Annotated in this window: 15 protein-coding genes; 3 read left to right on the top strand and 12 right to left on the bottom strand. The window is 74.9% G+C overall.

The window, feature by feature from the left end:
* The coding region (locus MNZ39_RS13480) for a GAF domain-containing sensor histidine kinase (protein ID WP_242339311.1) at positions 1–1,805 on the bottom strand (1,805 nt) is incomplete at its 3' end.
* Positions 1,806–1,964: 159 nt separating this feature from the next.
* Here MNZ39_RS13480 and MNZ39_RS13475 point away from each other — a divergent pair.
* Positions 1,965–3,911, top strand: a complete 1,947-nt coding sequence (locus MNZ39_RS13475; protein ID WP_242339309.1) for an acyl-CoA dehydrogenase family protein — start codon at positions 1,965–1,967, stop codon at positions 3,909–3,911.
* 151 nt (positions 3,912–4,062) lie between these two features.
* Here MNZ39_RS13475 and MNZ39_RS13470 read toward each other — a convergent pair whose 3' ends face one another.
* The 3 genes from MNZ39_RS13470 to egtB form a co-directional block, all read right to left on the bottom strand.
* Positions 4,063–4,908, bottom strand: coding sequence for a hypothetical protein (locus MNZ39_RS13470; protein WP_242339307.1), 846 nt, complete (start codon positions 4,906–4,908; stop codon positions 4,063–4,065).
* 61 nt (positions 4,909–4,969) lie between these two features.
* Positions 4,970–5,947 (bottom strand): L-histidine N(alpha)-methyltransferase, encoded by a 978-nt coding sequence (gene egtD / locus MNZ39_RS13465; protein WP_242339305.1) that lies wholly within the window; start codon positions 5,945–5,947, stop codon positions 4,970–4,972.
* The gene (egtB, locus tag MNZ39_RS13460; protein WP_242339303.1) at positions 5,944–7,221 is read right to left on the bottom strand and encodes an ergothioneine biosynthesis protein EgtB; all 1,278 of its coding nucleotides are present in this window, start codon (positions 7,219–7,221) and stop codon (positions 5,944–5,946) included. Before egtB ends, egtD begins: the two co-directional genes overlap by 4 nt.
* 242 nt (positions 7,222–7,463) lie before the next feature.
* On the opposite strand from egtB, the gene MNZ39_RS24970 reads away from it, so the two are divergent.
* The gene (locus MNZ39_RS24970; RefSeq protein ID WP_242339300.1) at positions 7,464–9,251 is read left to right on the top strand and encodes a DNA mismatch repair protein MutS; all 1,788 of its coding nucleotides are present in this window, start codon (positions 7,464–7,466) and stop codon (positions 9,249–9,251) included.
* A 51-nt stretch (positions 9,252–9,302) separates the two neighbouring features.
* Here MNZ39_RS24970 and map read toward each other — a convergent pair whose 3' ends face one another.
* The 4 genes from map to MNZ39_RS13435 form a co-directional block, all read right to left on the bottom strand.
* Positions 9,303–10,292, bottom strand: coding sequence for a type I methionyl aminopeptidase (gene map / locus MNZ39_RS13450; RefSeq protein ID WP_242339298.1), 990 nt, complete (start codon positions 10,290–10,292; stop codon positions 9,303–9,305).
* A 45-nt stretch (positions 10,293–10,337) separates the two neighbouring features.
* Positions 10,338–10,829: a hemerythrin domain-containing protein gene (locus MNZ39_RS13445; protein ID WP_242339296.1), complete on the bottom strand. Its 492-nt coding sequence runs from the start codon at positions 10,827–10,829 to the stop codon at positions 10,338–10,340.
* 161 nt (positions 10,830–10,990) lie between these two features.
* Positions 10,991–13,273: a nitric-oxide reductase large subunit gene (locus tag MNZ39_RS13440; RefSeq protein ID WP_242339294.1), complete on the bottom strand. Its 2,283-nt coding sequence runs from the start codon at positions 13,271–13,273 to the stop codon at positions 10,991–10,993.
* 102 nt (positions 13,274–13,375) lie between these two features.
* Positions 13,376–13,984 (bottom strand): hemerythrin domain-containing protein, encoded by a 609-nt coding sequence (locus tag MNZ39_RS13435; protein ID WP_242339292.1) that lies wholly within the window; start codon positions 13,982–13,984, stop codon positions 13,376–13,378.
* A gap of 168 nt (positions 13,985–14,152) precedes the next feature.
* On the opposite strand from MNZ39_RS13435, the gene MNZ39_RS13430 reads away from it, so the two are divergent.
* A complete protein-coding gene (locus tag MNZ39_RS13430; RefSeq protein WP_242339290.1) occupies positions 14,153–15,721 on the top strand; it encodes a sigma-54-dependent Fis family transcriptional regulator in 1,569 nt (522 codons plus the stop codon).
* Between the two features lie 52 nt (positions 15,722–15,773).
* On the opposite strand, the gene metX is transcribed toward MNZ39_RS13430, so the two are convergent.
* The 4 genes from metX to glp all read right to left on the bottom strand — a co-directional run bounded on the left by metX (position 15,774) and on the right by glp (position 22,541).
* Positions 15,774–18,014 carry a homoserine O-acetyltransferase gene (metX, locus tag MNZ39_RS13425; RefSeq protein ID WP_242339288.1) on the bottom strand — a complete coding sequence of 747 codons (2,241 nt, stop codon included), beginning with the start codon at positions 18,012–18,014 and terminating at the stop codon, positions 15,774–15,776.
* Positions 18,015–18,151: 137 nt separating this feature from the next.
* Positions 18,152–20,353 (bottom strand): S9 family peptidase, encoded by a 2,202-nt coding sequence (locus tag MNZ39_RS13420; protein WP_242339286.1) that lies wholly within the window; start codon positions 20,351–20,353, stop codon positions 18,152–18,154.
* 122 nt (positions 20,354–20,475) lie between these two features.
* Positions 20,476–21,378 (bottom strand): molybdopterin-guanine dinucleotide biosynthesis protein B, encoded by a 903-nt coding sequence (gene mobB / locus MNZ39_RS24965; protein ID WP_242339284.1) that lies wholly within the window; start codon positions 21,376–21,378, stop codon positions 20,476–20,478.
* Entirely contained in the window at positions 21,375–22,541 is a 1,167-nt protein-coding gene (gene glp / locus MNZ39_RS13410) for a gephyrin-like molybdotransferase Glp (RefSeq protein WP_242339282.1), read from the bottom strand. Before glp ends, mobB begins: the two co-directional genes overlap by 4 nt.
* Positions 22,542–22,661: the final 120 nt, after the last annotated feature.

Below are 22,661 nucleotides of genomic sequence, written 5' to 3'. Positions count from 1 at the left end.
ACGCCCTCGCGCGCGCGAGGGCCGATGGCTCTCGGCAGCGTGACCGTGAAGACGCTCCCCTTCCCCGGCGCGCTCTCGATCGAGAGCTCCCCTCCGAGGAGCGCCACGAGCTCGCGCGCGATGGAGAGCCCGAGCCCCGTGCCCCCGTAGCGCCGGTTGATCGTGCCGTCGGCCTGCCGGAACGCCTCGAACACGAGGCGCTGCTTCTCCTCGGGGATGCCGATGCCGGTGTCCCGGACCGACAGCGCGACGCGGTCGTCCGGCGCGGACGAGACTCGCAGGATGACCCCGCCGCGCTCCGTGAACTTGAACGCGTTCGAGAGGAGGTTCTGCAGGATCTGGAGCAGGCGCTGGGGATCGGTCGTGAGCTCCGCGGGCGCCCCCGGCTCGATGATCCGCTCGAACGCCAGGCCGCGCTCCGCCGCGATCGGCGCGAACGTGAGCGCGAGCTGCTCCACGAGCCGCGCGATCGGCAGCGCCTCCGGGTGGACCTCCAGCCGGCCCGCCTCGATCTTGGAGAGGTCGAGGATGTCGTTGATGAGCGCGAGCAGGTCGCTGCCCGCCTGGTGGATCGTGCGCGCGTACCTCACCTGCTCCTCCGTGAGGTTCCCGGTCGCGTTCTCGCCGAGGAGCTTCGCGAGGATGAGCGCGCTGTTGAGCGGGGTGCGGAGCTCGTGCGACATGTTGGCGAGGAACTCCGACTTGAACCGGCTCGCGCGCTCGAGCTCGCGCGCGCGCTCCTCGAGCTCCGCGCCGCGCCCGGCGAGCTGCGCCCGCTGATCCTCGAGGACCGTGGCCTGCTCCTCGAGCTGGACGTTCACCTGCTCGAGCTCCGCCTGCTGTTCCTCGAGCCGAGCCTGGGACTCGCGCAGCGCGTCGGCCTGCGACTGCAGCTCCTCGTTCGCGACGCGCAGCTCCTCCTGCTGCACCTCGAGCCGCTCCGCCTGCCGCTGCGTCTCCGCGAGCAGCTCCTCGAGCCGCGCCCGGTCCCGGGCGGAGCGGAGCGAGATCCCCAGCGGCAGCGCGATGCGGTCGAGCACCTCGACGTCGAGGTCGTCGAACGGTCGGAACGCGCCGAGCTCGACGACGCCGTTCACCTCGTCGTCCACCCTCGACGGCGCGAGCACGAGGGCGCGCGGGTCGGCCGCGCCCGCGCCGGAGGTGACGCGCAGGTAGCCCGGCGGGACGTCGTTCACGACCCGCACGCGCCCGGCCACCGCGACCTCTCCCGGGAGCCCCTCCCCCTCCGCGAACGGGGCGGGCGCGCCGCCCGGCGCTCCCGCGAGGGCCGCGCGCCGGTGATAGCGGCCGTCGTCGCCCGCCACGTGCAGCACGCCGATCTCGGCGCCGAGGTGGTTCGCGATCGCGCGGAGCGCGTCGGCCGCGACCGCCTCGACGGCCTTGTCGCCCTGCAGCGCGCGCCGGACCACGGCCGTCCCCTCCCGCAACCACTGCTCCCGCGCGACCTCCGCCCGCGCGCGCACCGTGGCCCGGACGATGAGCGCGACCACCCAGACCATCACGAGGCCGATCACCCTGTTCGTGACGGGCAGCCAGGCGGGGAGGCCCACCGGCGCCGCGGGCGACAGGTGGTAGCCGACCGCGACCAGGGCGGTGGCCGCGGTGGCGGTGGCGAGCGGCGCCCACGCGGTTCGCGCGAGCAGCGTCAGGGCGACCGGCACTGCGTACAGCGCCCACTCGGCGGAGCCGAGGGGGCCCACGGCGTCCGCGCCGAGCACGGCCAGGAGGGCGAGGGCGAGCAGCGCGAGGAAGGCGGGCGATTCGCGGGAGGGCGGCTTCGGCATCGTCTGGCCAGCGATAGGGTCGATCGCATGGCGCCCGGACGCCAGGGGCTGTCCCCCGCCCCCTCGGGCGAGCCTCCGCCGACCCGCGCCCCGAGGGGTCGTGTCAGTTGGCAAGGCGCGTTGCGTTAATTTGATTAGGGAATCAGGGGAGGTAGCGCCATGGCCGTGACGCAGCGCAATGACGAGATGCAGCGCTCCCGCGAGGTGGCCGAGGCGGCACGGGAGGCCGAGTGGCAGGGTGCCGGGTTCCTCCGCGAGCTGTTCCTCGGGAAGCTTCGGCTGGATCTCATCCACCCCTATCCGCTCGATCGGGCGGAGCGTCCCGAGTTCCAGCGCTTCTACGCGGAGCTCGAGCGGTTCCTGCGCGAGAAGGTGGATCCCGTCCGCATCGACGAGACCGGCGAGTATCCGCCGGAGGTCCTCGACGGGCTCCGCAAGCTCGGCGCGTTCGGGATGAAGGTGCCGGTCGAGTACGGCGGCCTGGGGCTCACCCAGGTCGAGTACGGCAAGGCCATGCAGCTCGTCGGCGGCTACGACGCGAACGTCACCGCCCTGCTCTCGGCGCACCAGTCGATCGGCGTCCCGCAGCCGCTCAAGCTCTTCGGCTCTCCCGAGCTGAAGAAGAAGTACCTGCCGCGCATCGCGAAGGGCGCGGTGAGCGCGTTCGCGCTCACCGAGGTGCAGGTCGGCTCGGATCCGGCCCGCCTCTCCACGAGCTACGAGCTCAGCCCCGACGGCAGGCACTACGTCATCAACGGCTCCAAGCTCTGGTGCACGAACGGCACCATCGCCGAGCTCCTCGTGGTCATGGCGAAGAACCCGCGCACGAGCGCCATCAGCGCGTTCGTGGTGGAGGCGGACTCGGAGGGCGTGGAGGTCACGCACCGCTGCAGGTTCATGGGCCTCCGCGCGCTCGCCAACGCCGCCATCCGCTTCACGGACGTGAAGGTCCCGGTCGAGAACCTCATCGGCAAGGAGGGCCGCGGCCTCAAGATCGCGCTCACGACGCTCAACACCGGCCGGCTGTCGCTCCCGGCCGCGGTGGTCGGCGGCGGGAAGCGGTTCCTCGAGCTCTCGCGCAAGTGGTCCCAGGCCCGCGTCCAGTGGGGCCAGGAGATCGGCAAGCACGAGGCGATCGCGCACAAGCTCGCCGGCATGGCGTCCACCGTCTTCGCCATGGAGGCGGTCTCGGATCTCGCCCAGTCGCTCGCCGACCGGAAGGGCTACGACATCCGCCTCGAGGCCGCCGCGGCGAAGGAGTGGAACACCGTCGAGGCCTGGCACCTCGTGGACGAGACGATGCAGATCCGCGGCGGCCGCGGGTACGAGAAGGCGAGCTCCCTCGCCGCGCGCGGCGAGGCGGGCGTCGACGTGGAGCGCGCGATGCGCGACCTGCGCATCAACCTCATCTTCGAGGGCTCGTCGGAGGTGATGCACCTCTTCATGGCGCGCGAGGCGGTGGACAAGCACCTCGAGATCGCCGGCGCCCTCATCGACCCGAAGGTGCCGGTCTCGAGCAAGCTCGCCCAGCTCCCGAGGCTCGGGGCGTTCTACGTGCCCTGGTACCTCGGCCTGTGGGCGCGGGGTCTCTTCGCCCCGCGCTACCGCGAGTTCGGCAGGAACGCGAGCCACCTCCGCTTCGTCGAGCGCTCGAGCCGCAAGCTCGCGCGAGAGATCTTCCACTCGATGGTGGTCTTCCAGGCCGCCGCGGAGCGGAAGCAGGCGTTCCTGTTCCGCCTCGTGGACATCGCGAACGAGCTCTTCGCGATGGCGGCGAGCGTGACGCGCGCGCAGGCGATGAAGAACGCCGGCCTCTCCGAGGCGGCGGACGCCGCGAGGCTCGCCGATCACTTCTGCCTCGGCACGCGCCGGAAGGTGCGTGCCCTCTTCGGCGCGCTCTGGAGCAACGACGACGCGAGGAGCTACGCGATGGGCCGCGAGGTGCTCGAGGGCAAGCACGCCTGGCTCGAGCAGGGCGGCATCGGCCTCGGCGTGACGGTCGAGGAGCTCCGCCCGAAGCTGCCCGTGACCCCGGCCGCGCGGCCAGCCGCCGTCGGGGAGGCGGGCGGGCATGCCCTGTTCGCCGAGCCGCAGCCGGTCTCCTGACGCTCCGCCCCCATGGGAGACGCCCGCGCCCGCTCCGGTCCGCCGGGGCGGGCGCTCGCGCGACGCTGCCAGACCGCGCGGAAGACGTGACGAATGGAGAACGGACGACGCGTGGGGGGACCGGTCGCACTCGCGGTCGAGTCCCCCTCCCCTACGGCGCCGGCGGCGCCAGCGCCCGGATCCCCTCCGCGATCGCGCGGCACACGTTGTCCACGAGGTCCTCCCGCGCGTTCACCACGTAGACGTGCGGCCCGACCGACCACGTCTCTCGGAACAGGCGGCGGACCGGCCCCGCGCCGCCGCCGCGCGCGAGGGCGAGCTCGAACATCGGGACGATCTTGTCCCCGAGGCGGAGCGCCGTGTCGACGACGAAGAGCGCGACGTCGGGCCGGACCGCCGAGACGCGGCGCAGGAACGCGCCGACCTCCGGCTGGGTGACGTGCTTGGGCGGGGACGACTTCACCTCCAGGTAGATGAGCTTCCCCTCGCCGGCCGCGACGACGTCGAGGTCGCCGCCGACGCCGGGCGCGCCGGAGCGGACGCCCGTCGCCACCTCGAGCGCGAGCCGCGCGCGCAGCTCCTCGCCGAGCCACCACTCGAGCGTGCCGCCGAAGGTGCGCGGCCGGTGCACGAGCCGGTAGCGGCCGCGGGGGAGCGGCGCGGCGAGCCCCATGGCGACCAGCGCGTCGGCCAGCTCGCGCGCCTTCTCGGCGGCGACGTAGCGCGTCGCCTGCCCGGGCGTGAACCCCGCGCCACGCAGGATCGCGCCGCGCAGGAACAGCCGGAAGGCGTAGTGCCGGAGGCGCTCGACGAGGGCCGCGACGGCGGCGGGATCGTGCCCGGGCGGGAACGGCAGGTCGTGCCGCGACGGGCGCGGGTCGAGGCCCCGCCGCTGCAGCATCGCGAGCGGCTCCGAGACCGGCGGCCGCGCCGTGCTGCCCGGCGCCGCGCGGGCGGCGCGCGCCTCCAGCTCGGCCGCGGTCCGCCGCGCGCCCATGGACCGTCAGGGCCCCGGCGCGCGCGCGTCGCTCGCCCGTTCGCGAATCATGATCGGCCGTTCAGCGTACGGCGGTGTAGAGCTTCACCGCGAACCAGGCCCGCTCGTCCGTCCAGGTCCGCTCCGGGCGCCAGCCGGCGATGAGCGCGAGCGCGTCGAAGGCGCGCGGCTCCCACTTGTACGCGCTCTCGGTGTGGATGGTCTCGCCGGCGCGGAACGCGAAGGGCTCGCCCGCCACGGTGACGATCTGCGGCTCCAGGCTCTCGAGGTGCATCTCCACGCGCGAGTAGTCCGGGTCGAAGATCGCGCGGTGGCGGAACGAAGAGAGCCGGAAGTCCCCGCCGAGCTCGCGGTTCATGCGCGCGAGCAGGTTCAGGTCGAACGCGGCGGTGACGCCGCGGGCGTCGTCGTAGGCGCGGACGAGGGTCCGCTCGTCCTTGGCGAGATCGACGCCGATGACGAGCGCGCCGCCCGGCCCGGCGTCGCGCGCCATCCGCCGGAGCAGCGCCACGGCCTCGGGCGGATCGAAGTTGCCGATGGTCGAGCCCGGGAAGAACGCCACGCGCCGGCGCGCGGGGAGCTCCCCGAGGGGCAGCGCCATGGGCGCGGTGAAGTCGCCCACGAGCGGCAGGACCGGGAGGCGCGGGAACTGCCGGCGCAGGGACTCGGCGCCTTCGAGGAGCGCGTCCCCGGAGATGTCGACCGGCACGTAGCCGGCGGGCCGCTCCAGCGCCGCGAGCAGGAGCGCGGTCTTCCGGCCGCTGCCGGCGCCGGGCTCGAAGACGAGCGCGCCGGGGCCGATCGCCTCGGCGATCTCACCGGCGTACCCCTCCAGGATCCCGAGCTCCGTCCGCGTCGGGTAGTACTCCGGCTGCTCGCAGATGAGCTCGAACAGCGCCGAGCCGCGGCGGTCGTAGAGCCACTTCGGCGGCAGCGCCTTTCGCGGCAGCGACAGGCCGCGCACCACGTCCTCGCGGAACCGGGCGGACTCGCTCGTCCGCTCCCCCACCCCGATGCTCGCACCCTCGAGTCCGATCACGCCCCGTCCCTCGCCAGTCGTACGCCCGTGAACTGCCAGCGCGCCCCCGGAGGGAAGAAGTTCCGGTACGTCGGGCGCACGTGCCCCCGCGGCGTGGCGCACGAGCCGCCGCGCAGGGTGAGCTGGCTGACCATGAACTTCCCGTTGTACTCGCCGAGCGGCCCCGCCAGCGGGCGGAAGCCCGGGTATGGCGCGTAGGCGGACGAGGTCCACTCCCACACGTCGCCGAGGAGCTGGCGGAACCCCGGACCGGCGGCGGCCGGCGCGGGGTGGAACCGTCCCGCGTCCGCGAGCGTCCCTTCGGCGGTGGCGCTCGCTCCGGCCGCCGCCGCCTCCCACTCGACCTCGGTCGGCAGCCGCGCGCCCGCCCACCGCGCGTAGGCGTCCGCCTCGTAGTACGAGACGTGCGCGACGGGCTCCGCGGGATCGAGCGGGCGCGGGCCCGCGAGCGTGAAGATCGCCCATCCGCTCTCCCCGCGCTCCCAGTAGAGCGGCGCCTTCCAGTCACCTGCGCGCGCCGCGGCGAACCCGTCGGAGAGCCACAGCTCGGGCCGCCGGTAGCCCCCGTCCTCCACGAAGGCGAGCCACTCGCCGTTCGTGGTGGGCCGCGTCGCGAGGGCGTGCGGCTCCAGGAGGGCGCGGTGGCGGGGCCGCTCGTTGTCGAACGCGAACTCGCTCCCGCGCGCGCCGACCTCGACGATCCCGCCGTCGCGCGGGACGTAGGCGAGCGGCGGGGCGGAGGCGGGCGCCGGTCTCCCCGGGAGGGCGTCCGGGGCGTAGGCGGGGCGGAGCGGGTTCGAGAAGAAGGCGTGCTTCACGTCGGTGAGGAGCAGCTCCTGGTGCTGCTCCTCGTGGGCGATCCCCAGCTCCACCGTGGCGAGGACCTCGTCCCCGGGGCGCGCGGCGAGCGCCGCCGACATCCGCTCGTCCACGTTCGCGCGGTAGCGGAGCACCTCCGCCAGCGAGGGGCGAGAGAGCAGGCCCCGCTGCGGCCTGGGCTGCCGCGGCCCGACCGCCTCGTAGTAGGAGTTGAAGAGGTACGCGTACGCATCGTGAAACGGGCGGAAGGCCCGCTCCACCCGGGGGAGCACGAACGCCTCGAAGAACCAGGACGTGTGCGCGAGGTGCCACTTCGCCGGGCTCGCGTCCGGCATCGATTGAACGGCGGCGTCCTCCGGCGAGAGCGGAGCCGCGAGCGCGACGGTGCGGCGGCGGACGTCAGCGAGCCGCGCGGCCAGCGTCCCCGCGCGATCCGCCCCTCCTGCGCCCCCCACGCTTTCCCTCACCCGTCCTCCCTGGCGCGCCGGACGGACGGTCCGCGTCCCGCGCCGGCTCTGAACCTTTCCACGCGCGGAGAGCCAGGCAACGCGGCGGACCCCTTTCGCTTAGCCCCAGCGGAGGCTGCGCGCTCGGGCGTCCGGGAGCGCGCCTCGGCGCCCCGGCGGGTCCACGCCTCCGAACCGTCGCGCCTGCGAACCGGTGCGGCCGCGCCGCTTCCGCGCTACCCTCCCGCGCCGTGAACGGTCCCCGAGAGGAGATCACCCGCCGCCTCGAGGCGCGCCGCGCGGCGGTCGCGCGGCTCGACCGCGCCGACGCCCGCATCGCGTGGGGCCGCCTCGCGATCTTCGCCGCCGGCGCCGCGCTCGCGTGGCTCGCGTGGGGCCAGCACCGGCTCTCGGCCGGCTGGCTCCTCGGGCCGCTCGCCGCGTTCGTGGCGCTCGCCGTCGTCCACGATCGCGTCCTCTCCGCGCGCGCTCGCGCCCGGCGCGCCGTCGCGTTCCACACGGCGGCGCTGGCGCGCATGGACGGAACGTTCGCCGGCGCCGGCGCCGGCGGCGAGCGGTTCGCCGATCCCGCCCACCCGTACGCGCTCGACCTCGACCTGTTCGGCCGGGGCTCGCTGTTCGAGCTCCTCTGCGCCGCCCGCACGCGCCCGGGCGAGGAGCGCCTCGCGGCCTGGCTCCTCCACCCCGCGCCGGCGGCGGAGGGCCGAGCCCGCCAGCGCGCGATCGCCTCGCTCGCTCCGCGCCTCGATCTGCGCGAGGACCTCGCGGTCCTCGGCGAGGACGTCCGCGCCGGCGTGGACGCCGCCGGGCTCGCCGCGTGGGGCGAGGCCGCGCCCCTCCTCCCGGCCTTCGTGCGGCCGGCGGCGCTGGCGCTCGCCGCGCTGGCCGTCGCGGCGGCGGTCGCCTGGGGAGTGGGGCTCGGCCCGGCGCCGCTGCTCCTCGTCCTCCTCGGGGAGTGGGCGTTCTCGCGCGTCCTGCGCGGCCGGATGGCCCACGTCCTCGGCGGGGTCGAGCACCCCGCGGCGGAGCTGCGCGTGCTGGCGCTGCTGCTCGAGCGGCTCGAGGCTGAGCCGCTCGACGGCGACGCGCGCCTCGGGGCGCTCCAGGCGTCGCTGCGCGGCGCCGGGGCGCCCGCCTCCGTCCGGATCGCCGCCCTCGTCCGCGTGGTCGCGCGGATGGAGTGGGGCCGGAACCAGTTCTTCGCCCCCCTCGCGTTCGCGCTCGCGTGGGGGCCCTTGCACGCCGCCGCGGTCGAGCGCTGGCGCGCGGCGTCCGGCCGCGGCATCCGGCGCTGGCTCGAGGCGGTGGCGGAGCTCGAGGCGCTCTCCTCGCTCGCGGGGTATGCCTACGAGCATCCCGGCGACGCCTGGCCGGAGCTCCTGGACGGAGGTCCGGGTCGCGGGCCGATCCTCGAGGCCGAGGGGCTCAGGCACCCGCTGCTGCCCGGCGCGGTGCCGAACGATCTCCGTCTCGGCGGCGAGGGTCCGCGCGTGCTCCTCGTCTCCGGCTCGAACATGTCCGGGAAGAGCACCTACCTCCGCACCGCCGGCGTGAACGTCGTGCTCGCCCTCGCCGGCGCGCCCGTCCGCGCCGCCCGCATGCGCCTCACGCCGGTCCAGGCCGGCGCCACGCTGCGGATCCAGGACTCGCTCCAGGCCGGCAAGTCCCGCTTCTACGCCGAGATCACGCGGCTCAAGGAGCTCGCCGACCTCGCGGCGGGCCCGTTCCCCCTCCTCTTCCTCCTCGACGAGATCCTCCACGGCACGAACTCGCACGACCGCCGCATCGGCGCCGAGGCGATCGTGCGGGGCCTCCTCGACCGCGGCGCCCTCGGGCTCGTCACGACGCACGATCTCGCCCTCACCGAGCTCGGCGGCTCGGACGGCGTGCTCGCGAACGGGCACTTCGAGGATCAGGTGAAGGACGGCGAGATCGCGTTCGACTACCGGCTGCGGCCGGGGGTCGTCGCGCACTCGAACGCCCTCGCGCTGATGCGCGCGGTCGGGCTGAGGGTGTGAGGGGGCGCGCGCCCCGCCGGCTCACCTCGGCGCCTGCGGGCGGGGGCGGAGCTACTCCTCCAGCGTGAGGATCTCCGCCCCGTCGTCGGTCACTGCCAGCGTGTGCTCGAACTGCGCCGAGCGCTTCCCGTCCGCGGTGACGGCGGTCCAGCCGTCGTCCCAGAGCAGGTCCTGCCAGGTCCCCTCGGTGATCATGGGCTCGACCGTGAACGTCATGCCCTTCTCCATCGTGCGGCGCAGCGACGGATCGTAGTGGTGCGGGATCTGGATCGTGGTGTGGAACGTCTCGCCGATGCCGTGCCCGCAGTAGGAGCGGACGACGCCGTAGCCGTGGCGCGACGCGTGCGACTCGATGGCGCGCCCGATGTCGGAGATGGGCCGCCCCGGACGGACGGCCGCGATGCCCTTCGCGAGGCACTCGCGCGCGACCTGCACGAGCCGGCGCCCCTCGCCGTCCACCTGGCCGACGAGGAACGTCGCCGAGCAGTCCCCGTGCATGCCGTCGAGGTAGACGGTCACGTCGAGGTTCACGATGTCGCCGTCCTCGAGAGGCCGGCTGTCCGGGATGCCGTGGCAGATCACCTCGTTCACCGAGGTGCAGAGGGACTTGGGGTAGCCGCGGTAGTTGAGCGGGCTCGGGTAGCCGCCGAGCCGCAGCGTCTCCGCGTGGGCGAGCTCGTCGAGGGCGTCGGTCGTGACCCCCGCCCGGACCGCCTCGCCGGTGACCCGCAGCACGCGGGCGGCCGCCCGGCAGGCGCGCCGGAGCCGCACGAGCTCCTCGGGCGTCTTCACGTCCCGGCCCTGCGCCTTGGGACGCCCGCTCGACGCGTAGTCCGGCCGCGGGATGGTGGCCGGCACGGCCCGCCGCGGCGATACGACCCCCGGCCGCAGGGGGCGGCGGTGCGGGCGCGCCGGCGCGTCCGGCGCCGCGCCGCGGGAGTCCTCGTCGAGGTGACACTTCTTGTACTTCTGCCCGCTCCCGCACCAGCAGGGGTCGTTCCGACCCGGCCGCGCCCGAGCGAGCAGCTCGGTCTCGTTCACGGGAGCCGTTTTAAGGGAGCCGGGGGGAGCGGGCAACTCGCCCGCTCAGATCTGCGACGGCGCGTCCGTCTGGCCGGGGATCTTGGCGCTGGCGTCCCCCTCCGCCTCCAGCCGGTCGAACATCTGCTCCATCCGCTCGCCGAGGTCCTCGAGCTCGTCCTTCGACAGCGCCTTGCGGACCTTGGGGAAGAGCTCCTTCTCCTCCTCCTCGACGTGGTGCTCGACCTGCTCCTTGAGCACCGACAGCTTCGCGTCGAACTGCGCGTCGTCGGCCCCGAGCTCGAGCAGGTCGGAGAGGATGCGCTTCATGGACAGGTGCTCCTCCACGGACTCGCGGAGGATGTCCTCGGTGTTCTCCTGCTTCGACTCCGGGTAGAAGAGCTTCTCCTCGATCTCGGCGTGCATCGCGAGCTGGTCCGAGATCTCCCGGCAGAGCTGCTCCTTCTTCTTCTTCGCCCGCTCCCCGGCGCTCTCGAACTCCTCGAAGAGCTCCTCCACCTCTCGATGCTGCTGCTCCAGTAGGTCGATGGCGTTCACGGTGTTCCCTCCCTCCTGGCAGCGTAGGCACGCGCCGCCGAAAAGGCGGAGGGGCGAGACCGGCGAACCGGCCCCGCCCCTCCGTCGCGCCTCGGGCTCGGGGGAAACCCCCTGGCGCTCGCGCGTCCGTCCGGGACGGACGCGCTCCCACGTCCGCCCGGCTACGCCGCCCGGCGCACGTCCGTGCGCTCGCCGGCCCTGTCAGCGCGGCGGAGCGCGACGTCCCGCGCGATGGCGCGCACCACGAACGTGAGGAGGAGCGCGGCGCCGCCGAGGAACACGAGGTCCGGCACGAGGCGCGCCCAGGTGACGGCGTGGATGAAGGCGCTGCCCGTCACCTCGGGGCTGCGGGCGTACCAAAGGCCCTTCTCGATCCCGATCGCGAACTGGTAGATGCCCGCGGGGAGGAGGGAGAAGACGATCATGCCCGCGAGGCCGCCGTTGAGGCCCCAGAACGCGCCCTTGAGGAGGCCGTCGCTCCAGGCGTCCTTGCGGACGATGTTCCGCATGGAGAAGAGCATGAGCGCGATGGCGAGGAAGCCGTACACGCCGAACAGCGCGCCGTGCGAGTGGATGGGCGTCGTGTTGAGGCCCTGCGCGTAGTAGAGGACGATCGGCGGGTTGATGAGGAAGCCGAGGACGCCGGCGCCCACCGCGTTCCAGAACGCGACCGCGACGAAGAAGTAGAGCGGCCACTTCCAGGGCTGCGCGTTCGGGCCCGACCGCGCGAGCTTCAGGTTCTCGTACACCTCGAAGCCGAGGAGCGTGAGCGGCACGATCTCGAGGGCCGAGAACGTCGCGCCGAGCGCCGTGATGAAGAGCGGGGAGCCGGTGAAGTACAGGTGGTGGAAGGTCCCGATGATGCCGGAGCCGAGGTAGAGCAGGATGGAGAAGTAGGTCGCGCGGAGCGCCGACTTCTGACCGACCGCCCCGATGCGGGCGAGGATGAACGCGAGCGCGACGGTGGCGAACACCTCGAAGAAGTTCTCCACCCACAGGTGCACGACCCACCAGCGCCAGTAGTCGGCGACGGCGATGTGCGTGCCCGGCGTGTAGAAGAGCCCGACCGAGTAGAAGAGCGGGATGGTGACCGAGGCGTAGAGCAGCAGGTGGGTGAGGCCGCCCTTGTCCTTCTCGGCCGCGAGCGCGGGCTTCACCGCGCGGTACACGAGCGCGAGCCAGAGGAGCATCCCGCCGATGAGCGCGAGCTGCCAGACGCGGCCGAGCTCGATGTACTCGTAGCCCTGGTGTCCGATGAGCCAGCCGTTCGGCCCGGAGAGCTTGCCGCGGACGCCGAAGTAGGTGCCGGCGAGGGCGCCGACGACGACGACCACGAGCGCGCCGAGGAGGGTGTAGACGAGGGCCTTCTGGCCCTTCGGCTCGTGGCCGCTCACCGCCGGGCCGATGAAGAGGCCCGTCGCGAGCCAGCAGGTCGCGATCCAGAAGACGGCGAGCTGGAGGTGCCAGCCGCGCGTCGCGGCGTACGGCAGGAGCTGCCCGATCTCGATGCCGAAGAGCTTGTTGCCCTCGACGGCGAAGTGGCCGGTGACGGAGCCCAGCGCCGCCTGGAGGATGAAGAGGACGATCGCGACGAGGAAGTACGGCAGCGCGGCGCGCTGGCTCGGGGTCGGGTTCGGCTCCGCGAGCGGCGCGAGCCGGGCGGGCTCCTCGTGATCCTTCCCGCGCAGCCGCAGGTAGAAGTAGATGGCCCCGAACGTGCCCAGGATGAGCAGCACGACCGAGACGATGGACCAGACGAGCGACGAGGGCAGCGGGCGGTTGCCGACGAGCGGGTCGTACGGGAAGTTCGCGGTGTAGCTGAACGTCTCGCCGGGGCGGTTCGTGCCCGCGGACCAGGCCGTCCAGAAGAAGAACGCTGTCATCGCCCGGGCGTCCCGGGGATCGGCGACGAAGCCCTTCGGGATCGACATCGGGTCGGAGCCCTCGCCGAAGAGCTTCGTGTAGTACGCGACCAGCGCGGGGAACGCCGCGGACTGGCCCGGCGAGAGCGTGAGCGTGCCGGTGGCGGGGTCGTAGCGGTTCTGGCGCAGCTCGGCGGCGACCTCGGCGTCGACGCGCCCGCGCTCGCCGGCGGGCAGCGCCTCCAGGTCTCCCTGCGTGAACGCGGCGGCGTCCGCGGGCGCGCGGCCGGCCGCGAGCCCCGCCGCGGCGAGGCCGACGCGGTGGAGCGCGTCGGCGGACCAGTCCGGCGCGAGGTACGCGCCGTGGCCCCAGATCGAGCCGGTCTGCTGCCCACCGCGGGACAGGTACTGCAGCTGGCCCTGGTGGATGTCCTCGCCCGTCATCACCACCTCGCCCGTCGCGGAGACGACGCGGTCGGGGATGGGCGGCTTGTGCTCGTTGATCTTCGCACCGCCGAAGATGAGGACGGAGAAGGCGGCGACGATGGTGAACAGCAGGATGGCGCGTCCCTTGTGGCTCATGGACTCTCCGGACTGCGGGGTATGAGGCTCGCGCGGCGGCGTGCCGTGGCAGCCGTGCGGGTGCGGGGTGAAGGTCGTGGGTTGGCGAGCGGGCGCGGGCCGCTAGCCGCAGCAGTCGTGGCGGTGCGGCTGGGTCGTGCTCGCGGCGGGGTGGATGGTGCCCGCGTGGCGGAGGACGAGCTCGTCGGCGAGCGCGTGGTAGCGCTCGTGCTCGCCCGCGCCGGTCTGCTCGCGCTCGAAGCGCTCGCAGTCCTCGGCGACGCGCTCCATCGCCTCGGGCGGGAGCCGCTGCTCCGCCATCGGGTAGAGGATGGCGTCTTCCTTGTGGATGTGGGCGTGGAGCAGGTTCGAGTACGCGTACGCGCCGTCGGCGATCTCCTGCAGGTCGGCCGGGGTCCACTCGCCGTCCTGCGCGGCCTTGGCGGCGAGCTCGCCCACGAGCGCCCTGCCCTGCGCGTGCTCGTGGAGCATCACCGCGACCGGACCGCCGTTCTTCGGGAAGCCGTGCGACACCATCGCGGCGAAGAGGATGTCCTCCTCCTTCCCGTGGTGGCAGCGATCGGCGAACTCGCGGATGAAGCCGACGAAGCGGCCGAGCTCCGCCTTGTCGGTCGTGCCCTTGCGGCGGGCCTCGTCGGCGAAGCCGACGAGAGCGTCCAGCACGCGCTCGATCAGGCGGTGCTCGTTCATGAGGGTCTCGATGGCGTCCATGGCTTCCTCTCCGTGCGGGGGCGACAGCGCGCACCCGTCCGTGAGCTAGAGCAAGGGCGTTGCCAACCGCCGAACCCCCCGGTCTTCCTGGGGTTCGACTCTCCAACGGGGGAACTCGCACCGCCGGGAGGTTGACGGACGCACCGGCATTTCGTTACTCACCGGCCCATGGTTGGCTCGATCCTGCCCGTCGTCTCGCACGAGGACCCGCACCGGCGCATCGTCGAGGAGGCGATCGAGGCGGTGCTCTCGACCGTCGATCTCGCCTCCGTGCTCGACCGCACGGGCCAGCTCCTGCGCCGCCACTTCGGGGTGACGCGCGTGGCGATCAACCGCATCTCTCCGACCGACCCGACCCGTGCAGAGGTCGTGCTCGTCTCGGACCCCCGCCAGCCCTCGCCGGAGCTCGGCACCTCCTTCCCGCTCGCGGGGTCCGCGGCCGGCAAGGCGCTCGGCGAGCGGACGCCCTGCGTCGTGGACCCGCTCCAGCCCAAGTCGCCCCGGTACCGCGAGGAGCCGCTGCTCGCCGCGTACGGCTACGGCTCCCTCGTCTCGTTCCCCCTCGTCTTCGAGAACGAGGTGCTCGGCACGCTCGACATCGCCCATCCGCCCGCGGAGGGGCTCCTCGACTGCTGCTTCGAGGTGGCGAAGCAGGTCGCGCACCTCGTCGCCATCGCCCTGCACAACAGCCTCATGGTCGAGGAGGTCCAGCGCCTCAACCGGCTCCTCGGGCGCGAGAACGCCCTCCTCAAGGAGGAGATCCGGCAGATCAAGCGCGACGCCCGCTACGTGGCGGAGAGCCCGGGGATGAAGGACGTCGTCGAGCGGGTGCGGCTCGTCTCGCCCTCCACGACCACCGTCCTCATCCGGGGCGAGACCGGTGTCGGCAAGGAGGGGCTCGCGCGGATGGTCCACGAGTTCAGCCCCCGCTTCAACGCACCGTTCGTCCCGGTGAACCTGGGCGCGATCCCCGAGGGGCTCATCGAGAGCGAGCTGTTCGGCCACGAGAAGGGCGCCTTCACCGGCGCGAGCCGCCGCCGCCCGGGCCGGTTCGAGCAGGCGGACGGCGGGACGATCTTCCTCGACGAGGTCGGCGACGCTCCACCCTCGGTGCAGGTGCGGCTCCTCCGCGTCCTGCAGGAGCGCGTGGTCGAGCGCGTCGGCGGGACCGAGCCGGTGAAGGTCGACGTGCGAGTCGTCGCCGCGACGAACCGGAACCTCGAGGAGATGGTCGCGCGCGGCACCTTCCGCGCGGACCTCTACTACCGCCTCGCGGTGTTTCCCATCGAGCTCCCGCCGCTGCGCGAGCGGCGCGACGAGATCCGGCCCCTCGCCATGCACTTCCTCGCGCGCCACGCGGCGGGGATGCACCGCCGCCCGCCCCGCGTCGCCGAGGACGTCTGGCGCGCCCTCGAGGCGCACGACTGGCCGGGCAACGTCCGCGAGCTCGAGAACTTCCTGCAGCGGGCGCTCATCCTCTCCCCCGGGCCCGAGCTGTCCCTCCCCGACCTGCCCGTCCGCCTCACGCAGGACGGCGCGCCGGCGGCCGCGCCCGACGCCGCGGCGCCCGGCACGTTCGAGGAGGAGGTCCGGGCGCTCATCGAGCGCGCGCTCTCGCACGCCGGCGGCCGGGTCTACGGCCCGGGCGGCGCGGCCTCCCTGCTCGGCCTCCGTCCGACGACGCTGCAGGGCAAGATGAAGAAGTACGGCGTCGCGCCCACGCGCGCGCGGCCGTAGCGCTCGCCCGGACGCGCCGGCCCAGCGGAGCCGGCGCGTGACGGGCGCGGGCTCACCCCGCCTCGCCGCCCCCGGCGATGGAGAGGATCTCCGCGAGGATGCCGCCCGCGGTGCTGGCCCCGCCGACGCCCGCGCCCTGCACGATGAGCGGCCGCTCCGCGTGTCGCGCGGTCGTGAACGCCACGTAGGCCTCCACGCCCACCAGCCGGGCCGCGGGGTCCGCGAGCTCCACCGCCTCCGGGCCCACCCGCGCGGAGACCCGGCCGTCCGGACCGGTCTGCAGGCGCGCGAGGTACCGCAGCACCTTGCCCTCGCCGCGGAGCCGCTCCACGCGGGCCGCGAGGGCGTCGTCGTGCGCGCGCAGCGCGGCGATGAGCGCCTCCGGGCGACCGGGCACGAGCGCCTCCCCCGGCACGAGCGGCTCGACCGAGACGTCCTCGAGCGCGAGCTGCGCGCCCATCTCCCGGGCGAGGATGAGCGCCTTGCGGGCGGCGTCGAGCCCGGAGAGATCGTCGCGCGGGTCCTCCTCGGCGTAGCCGAGCCCGATCGCCCACCGCGTCGCGAGCGACAGCGGCACGCCGCGGCCGAGCTCGGTGCAGAGGTAGCCGAGGGTCCCCGACAGCGAGCCGACGATGGACCGGATCCGGTCGCCGCTCCGCACGAGGCGCCGGAGCGTGCCGATGACCGGCAGGCTCGCGCCGACGGCCGTGTCGTAGCGGTACTGCCGCCCGTGGTGACGGCGCGCCTCCCGGAGCTGCTCGCGACGGCGCGGGGGCGCCGCGAGCGGCCGCTTGTTCGCGGCGACCACGTCGATGCCGCGACGGAACGCCTGCTCGTAGACCTCCTCCATCCCCTCCGCGGCGGTGAGATCCACGAGCACCGGCCGCGGCATCCCCGCGAGCCGATCGAGGAGCGCCGGCGCGCTCGCCGGGACGACGGGGCCGGACGCGGGCGCGGCGGCGAGCAGCTCGCGCCAGCGCTCGAGATCGACGCCCTCCGCCCGGACGAGCGCGCCGCGCCGGTCTGCGATGCCGACCACCCGCAGCACGGTCTCGTAGTCGAGCTCGAGCTCGGTGCGCTGGGCGCGAAGCTGCTCGAGGAGCTCCGCCCCGACCTTGCCCTTGCCGAGCACGAGGAGCGAGACGCCGTGCTCCGCGTAGGCGCGGTCGATGGGCGCCTCCCCCTCCACGGCCGCGCCGGCGACCCGCCGCCGCTCGCCCCGGAACTCCGCGACCATCTCCGAGAGGCGGTCGACGTCGATGAGGAACGCGTCGTGACCGTGGGGCGAGTCGAGCATCGCCAGCCGGGCGTTCGGCAGGAGCGAGGCCACCTCTCGCTGCTCCCACGGCCAGTACAGCACGTCCGAGTCGATCGAGACGACGAGCGTCGGCTGGCGCAGGGAGCGCAGCACGTCGTCGAAGTCGCCGCGCGCGCGGGACACGTCGTGCGTGTCCATCGCCCGCGTGAGCGTGACGTAGGTGGCCGGGTCGAAGCGGTCGACGAGCAGGCGCCCCTGGTAGCGGAGGTAGCTCTCGATCGCGAACAGGTCCTCGGTCTGCGGGCGCCGCGCGAAGCGCTGCTCGAACGAGGGCTGGCTCCGGTACGAGAGCATCGCCATCATCCGCGCCGCGGCGAGCCCCGCCGCCGGCGGATCGGCCGGGTCGTACGCGCCGTCCCTCCAGCGCGGATCCGCGTAGATCGCCTGCCGCTGCGCCTCGGACAGGCCGATGCACCAGGCCGAGTGCCGGGCCGTCGAGGCGATGAACACCACCGACTCGACGAGCTCCGGGTAGAGGAGCGCCCACTCCAGCACCTGCATGCCGCCGAGCGAGCCGCCGATCGCCATCCGCACGCGGCGGACGCCGAGCGCGTCGACGAGCGCGCGCTGGACGCGGACCATGTCGCGGACGGTGACGGCGGGGAACGCTCCCAGGTACGGCCGGCCGGTGGCGGGGTCGATCGAGGTCGGCCCGGTGGTGCCGTAGCAGCTCCCGAGGATGTTCGCGCAGACGATGAAGTCGCGCTCGGGGTCGAGCGCGCGCCCGGGCCCGAACATGCGCGCCCACCACTGGTCGGCGTCCGCCGAGCCGGTCAGCGCGTGGCAGACGACCACGCCGTTCCCGCCGTCGGCGGCGAGCGCGCCCCAGGTCCGGTACGCGACCTGGACGCGCTCGAGCCGGCCGCCGAGCTCGAGCTCGAGGCCGCCCGGCAGCTCGAGGGTGAGCGTCTCCGGCGAGACGAACGCCGCGCGCCCCGCCGCGGAGCGATCCGCGCTGCCCGTCGTCGAGGTCATGGACGGCGGAGGGTAACGACCGGGGATCCGGGGTGTCAAGGAGCGGCGGAGGGCAGCTCGACGGTGAACCGCGGCGTCGCCGAGCGGCGCTCTCCCCGACCTCGAGGCCGCCGCCAGAGCGCCGCGTGGGCGCCGGATCAGAGCGGGGTGGTCCCCGCCGCCGCGCTCCCCCCGGGCGCGAGGTGGGTCCGCAGGAACGCGGCGGTCTCCTCCCACCGGCGCACGACCGCGGTCGGCTCGGGGAGGAGGTGCGTGGCGCCCGCGACCGGCAGGAGCTCGAAGCGGCGGCCGGCTCGGAACAGCGCGTTCCCGAGCTTGAGCGCGTGGGAGAAGAACACGTTGTCGTCTGCGGTGCCGTGCAGGACGAGGAGCGGCCGCGTGAGCCCCGGGGCCCACGTGAGGAGCGAGCTCGCGTCGTACCCGGCGCGGTTGTCGTCGGGGAGCCCGAGGTAACGCTCGGTGTAATGCGTGTCGTAGTCGCGCCACTCGGAGACGGGCGCGCCCGCCACCGCGGCGTGGAACACGTCGGGGCGGCGCAGCACCGCGAGCGCCGAGGCGTAGCCGCCGAAGGACCAGCCCGTGATCCCGACGCGCCCGAGGTCCAGCTCCGGGAGCTCCGCCGCGAGCGCGCGCAGCCCGGCGATCTGGTCCTCCAGGACGATCGAGGAGAAGTCGCCCTTCACCGCGCGAGAGAACGCGCGGCCGCGGCCGGTCGTCCCGCGGCCGTCGATCCGGACGACGAGGAACCCCTGATCCGCGAGCCACTGCTCGGCGAGGAGCGGCGCGCGCACGGCGCGCGGTCCGGAGGGCCCGCCGTAGACGTCCACGACCACGGGGAGCTTCGCGCCCGGAGCCGCGCCGCGCGGGCGCACCACCGCCGTCCAGAGCCCCTCCCCCGCGCCGACGCGCCGGAGCTCGGTCGTGGGGGCGAAGGGCGGCTCCTCCGCGACGCTCGGCAGCTCCGCCAGCCGCTCCCCGCCCCGCGCGAACACGGTGGTGCGCGCCGCGTGGGTGAGCGTGGTCCACGTCACCGCCACCGCCCCGCCCTTCTCCGCCGCCACGGCGCGCGCGAGCGCGGGGCCGTCCTCTCCGAGCGCGAGCGTCTCGGGCGGCCCGCCGCGGCGCACGCGCTGCACCACGGTCCGCGTCGGATCCGGCGCGGCGGTGTAGACGAGCTCGTCCTCGTCGCGGTCGTAGCCGGCGAGGTCGACGAACCCGGACGACGCCGGGACGACGCTCGCGCGGAGCGCGCCGTCGGCGCCGCGCAGCTCCACCTCGGGGGCGCCGTTCCGCTCCGTCTCCCAGTAGAAGCTCCCGTCGCGCCGGAAGCGCGGGAACGCCTGGAAGAGCTCGACCCACGCCTCGTCCCGCTCGTCGAGCAGCACGCGCGTCGCGCCCGTCGCGGGGTCGGCCGCGAGGAGCCGCAGCTCGGTCTGCGCGCGGTTCTGCACGACGAGCGCGAGCGGGCCGCCCGCCTCCCAGCGCACGGTGGCGAGGTAGGGGAACGCCTCCCGGTCCCAGCGGACGAGGACCGGCCGACCCCCGGAGGCGGGCACCACGGCGAGGCGCACGGCCGCGTTCGGCGTCCCGGCGCGGGGGTACGCCACGTCCTCGCAGCGCGCCTCCGGGCGCGCCGGATCGCAGAGCGCGAGGCGCTGCACGGGCGCCACGTCCACCTCCGCGTAGGCGAGCCGGCGCCCGTCGGGCGACCACCAGTAGCCCTCCTGCCGCCCCATCTCCTCCTGCGCGACGAACTCGGCGAGGCCGTTCGTGATCGAGGCGGAGCGCGCGCGGGTGATCCGCCGGGTGCGGCCCGACGCGAGCTCGAGGACGTGCAGGTCCCGGTCCTTCACGAAGGCGAGCGCGCCGCCGTCCGGCGATAAGCGCGGATCGAGCACGCCGTCCGCCCCCGCGACCGGCGCGGCCCTCCCCGTCGCGCGCTCGAGGAGCCACAGGCGCCCGCCGAGCGCGAAGGCGATCCGGCGCCCGTCGGGCGACGCCGCGTAGTGCGTGATGCCGCGCGCGAGGATGCGCTGCCGCTCGAGCCGCGCCGCCTCCGCCGCCGTCGGGGCGAGCGCGCCGCCCGCGAGCGCCGCCGGCGAGAGGAGCTCACGCGTCTCGCCGGTGCGGAGGTCGGTCTCGTAGAGCGACTGGACGGCCGTTCGCGGCCCCGAGCGGAGGAAGAGCGCGTGCTGCCCGTCCCGCGCGAGCGTGACGCGGGTCGGCCTGCCGGCGCGGAAGCCGCGGGTCTCGGCGAGCTGGGTGAGGAACGGGGCCTGCGGCGGGGGCACGGGCGGCTGCGCCGCGGCGAGGAAAAGCGAGCAGAGGAGCGTCACCATGCGGGCCCATGTCTTAGCACGGGCCTCGCGCGACGCAGCCGGGCCGCCGAAAGCGCGAGCGCCGCCGGGGAGCTCCCGGCGGCGCCGTGATCACCGCTGGATCGCGTCATCGCGTCAGCGCGTCAGCGCGTGCGGCTCGTGCGGCTCGTGCGGGACGTGCGCCGCGCCGTGCCGCGCCGGGCCGCGCCGCGCTTGGTCGTCGTGCCGCGCTTCGAGCTGGTGCGCGCCGCGGAGGAGGAGCGCCCCGCCCGCGCGCCGGAGCGGCTCTTCTTGCCGCCCTTGCGGCCGATCTCCGAGTAGAACTCCGGGCCACGCGCGCGAAGCGTCGCGTTCCCGCCCTTGCGCCCCGCGTCGCTGCGGGAGGCGCCGCTGCGGCGGCTGCCGCGCGCGCGCGCCGTGGCGCCCTTCCGGTTCGTCGTCTTCTTCGGCATGCGTTCCCTTCTCCCGAGCGCTCGCGTGCGCTCGCTTCCTTTCGCGGAAACCCTGCTCACGGTGGGTCGCACCCGCAAGCGCTCGGGGCCCCCGGCCCGGGCACCGAGCAGGCGGAAGCGCCCGCAGAGGAGGTCGGCGAGCCCCTCCGCGTCGTCGGGATCGAGCGCGGGGATCCGCCGCCGCGTGGGCCGCGTGCCGACGATCGCGAACACGCGCGGGTCTGCGTCCGCGAGCAGCGCCCGCGACACGCCGGGGCGGTACACCTCCACGCGCGGGAGCGGCTCGCGCTTGAAGCCCTCGGCGAGCACGAGATCCACCTCGGGCAGGAGCCGCGCGAGCGCCCGCGCGCCGCCGGCGGGGGGGCCGAAGTAGGCGAGCCCGTGCGGACCCTCGATGGCCGCCGCGACCGCGCCGGCGCGGCGCAGCACGTCGGTGTCCTTGCCGGGCACGTCGAACGGGTGCGGGTGGCCGGTGTGCTTCAGGACCCCCACGCGAACGCCGCGGCGCACGAGCACCGGGATGAGGCGGGAGAGGAGCCGCGTCTTGCCGGCGCCGGAGGCCCCGGACACGGCGACGAGGGGCGCACGCCTCACGCGTCGTCGCCGAGCAGCCACGCCGTCACCTCCGCGCCCTCGGGGAGATCGCCCGCGTCGGCGGGCACGAGGAGCAGCGCGTCCGCGAGCGCCGGCCCGCGCACCTGCGCGGCGTCCTTCCCGAGCGGCCGCGCGCGCCCGCCGCCCTCGAGGCGCGCCCACACGAGCCGCGCGCGACCCGGTCTGCCCTCGGTGACCTCCGCGAGCCTCACGGGTAGCGCCGGGCGCTCGCGGCGGGCCGCACCGGCCCGGGCGAGGAGCGCGGGCCGCGCGAACACCTCGAACGCGACGAGGCAGGCGGAGGGGCTGCCGGGCAGCCCGAACACCGGCGTCGTGCCGGCGAGCGCGAACAAGAACGGCTTGCCGGGCTTCATGGGCACGCCGTGCACGCGCACGTCCGCGCCGAGGCCGGCGAGCGCCGCGGGCACGTGGTCACGCTCGCCCACCGACACGCCGCCGATCGTGACGACCGCGTCGCAGGTCCGCGCGGCCTCCGCGACCGCGGCGGAGACCGCCTCGAGCCGGTCCTCGACCGCGCGGCGGACGACCTCGAGGCCGAGGGCGCGGACGAGGCCCGCGACCGCGACTCCGTTCGAGTCGGGCGTGCGCCCCGTCACGACCTCGTCCCCGGTGGAGATGACGGCCACCCGCGCGCGCCGGTGGACGCTCACCGGATCGGCGCCCACCGCGGCGAGGAGCGCCGCCTGGCGGGCGCCGAGGCGGGTCCCCGGCTCGAGCGCGAGCCCGCCCGCCGCGACGTCCTCGCCGGCGAGCCGGACGTTCTCGCCGTGCCGCGCAGCGGCGGCGAAGCGCACGCGCCCGCCCTCTGCGTGCGTCGCCTCCTCGCGCACGACCGTGTCCGCGCCGGGAGGCAGCGGCGCGCCGGTGAAGATCCGGACGGCGGTCCCGGGCGTGAGCGGCGCGCCCGCTTCCTCCCCGGCGTAGCGCGAGCCCGTCACGGCGAGCACGCAGGGCCCGGTCACGTCCTCCGCACGAACCGCGTAGCCGTCCATGGCCGAGCACGTCGCGGGCGGCGCGGGGACGCGCGCGCGCGCGGGCGCGGCGAGGTACCGGCCGGCGGCGTCGCCGAGGGCGACCTCCTCGGCCTCGAGCGGCGAGATCGCGGCGAGCACCTCGTCGCGGATGCGCAGGAGCCTCTGCATGCGCGCGCATCATGCCACGCGCGCCGCGGCGCGGGCCGTCCGCACGGCGCGGCACCCGCGCCTGCGGAGGTCGCCTGCGCTCTCGCCCGAGGCGACGCCGTGCGCGCCCCGGCCGCCGGT

Source organism: Anaeromyxobacter sp. SG66 (genome assembly GCF_022690805.1).
In the GTDB taxonomy this organism is placed as follows: domain Bacteria; phylum Myxococcota; class Myxococcia; order Myxococcales; family Anaeromyxobacteraceae; genus Anaeromyxobacter; species Anaeromyxobacter soli.
The sequence above is the reverse complement of the archived record's forward strand: the minus strand, read 5'-3'. Positions and strand labels throughout refer to the sequence as shown.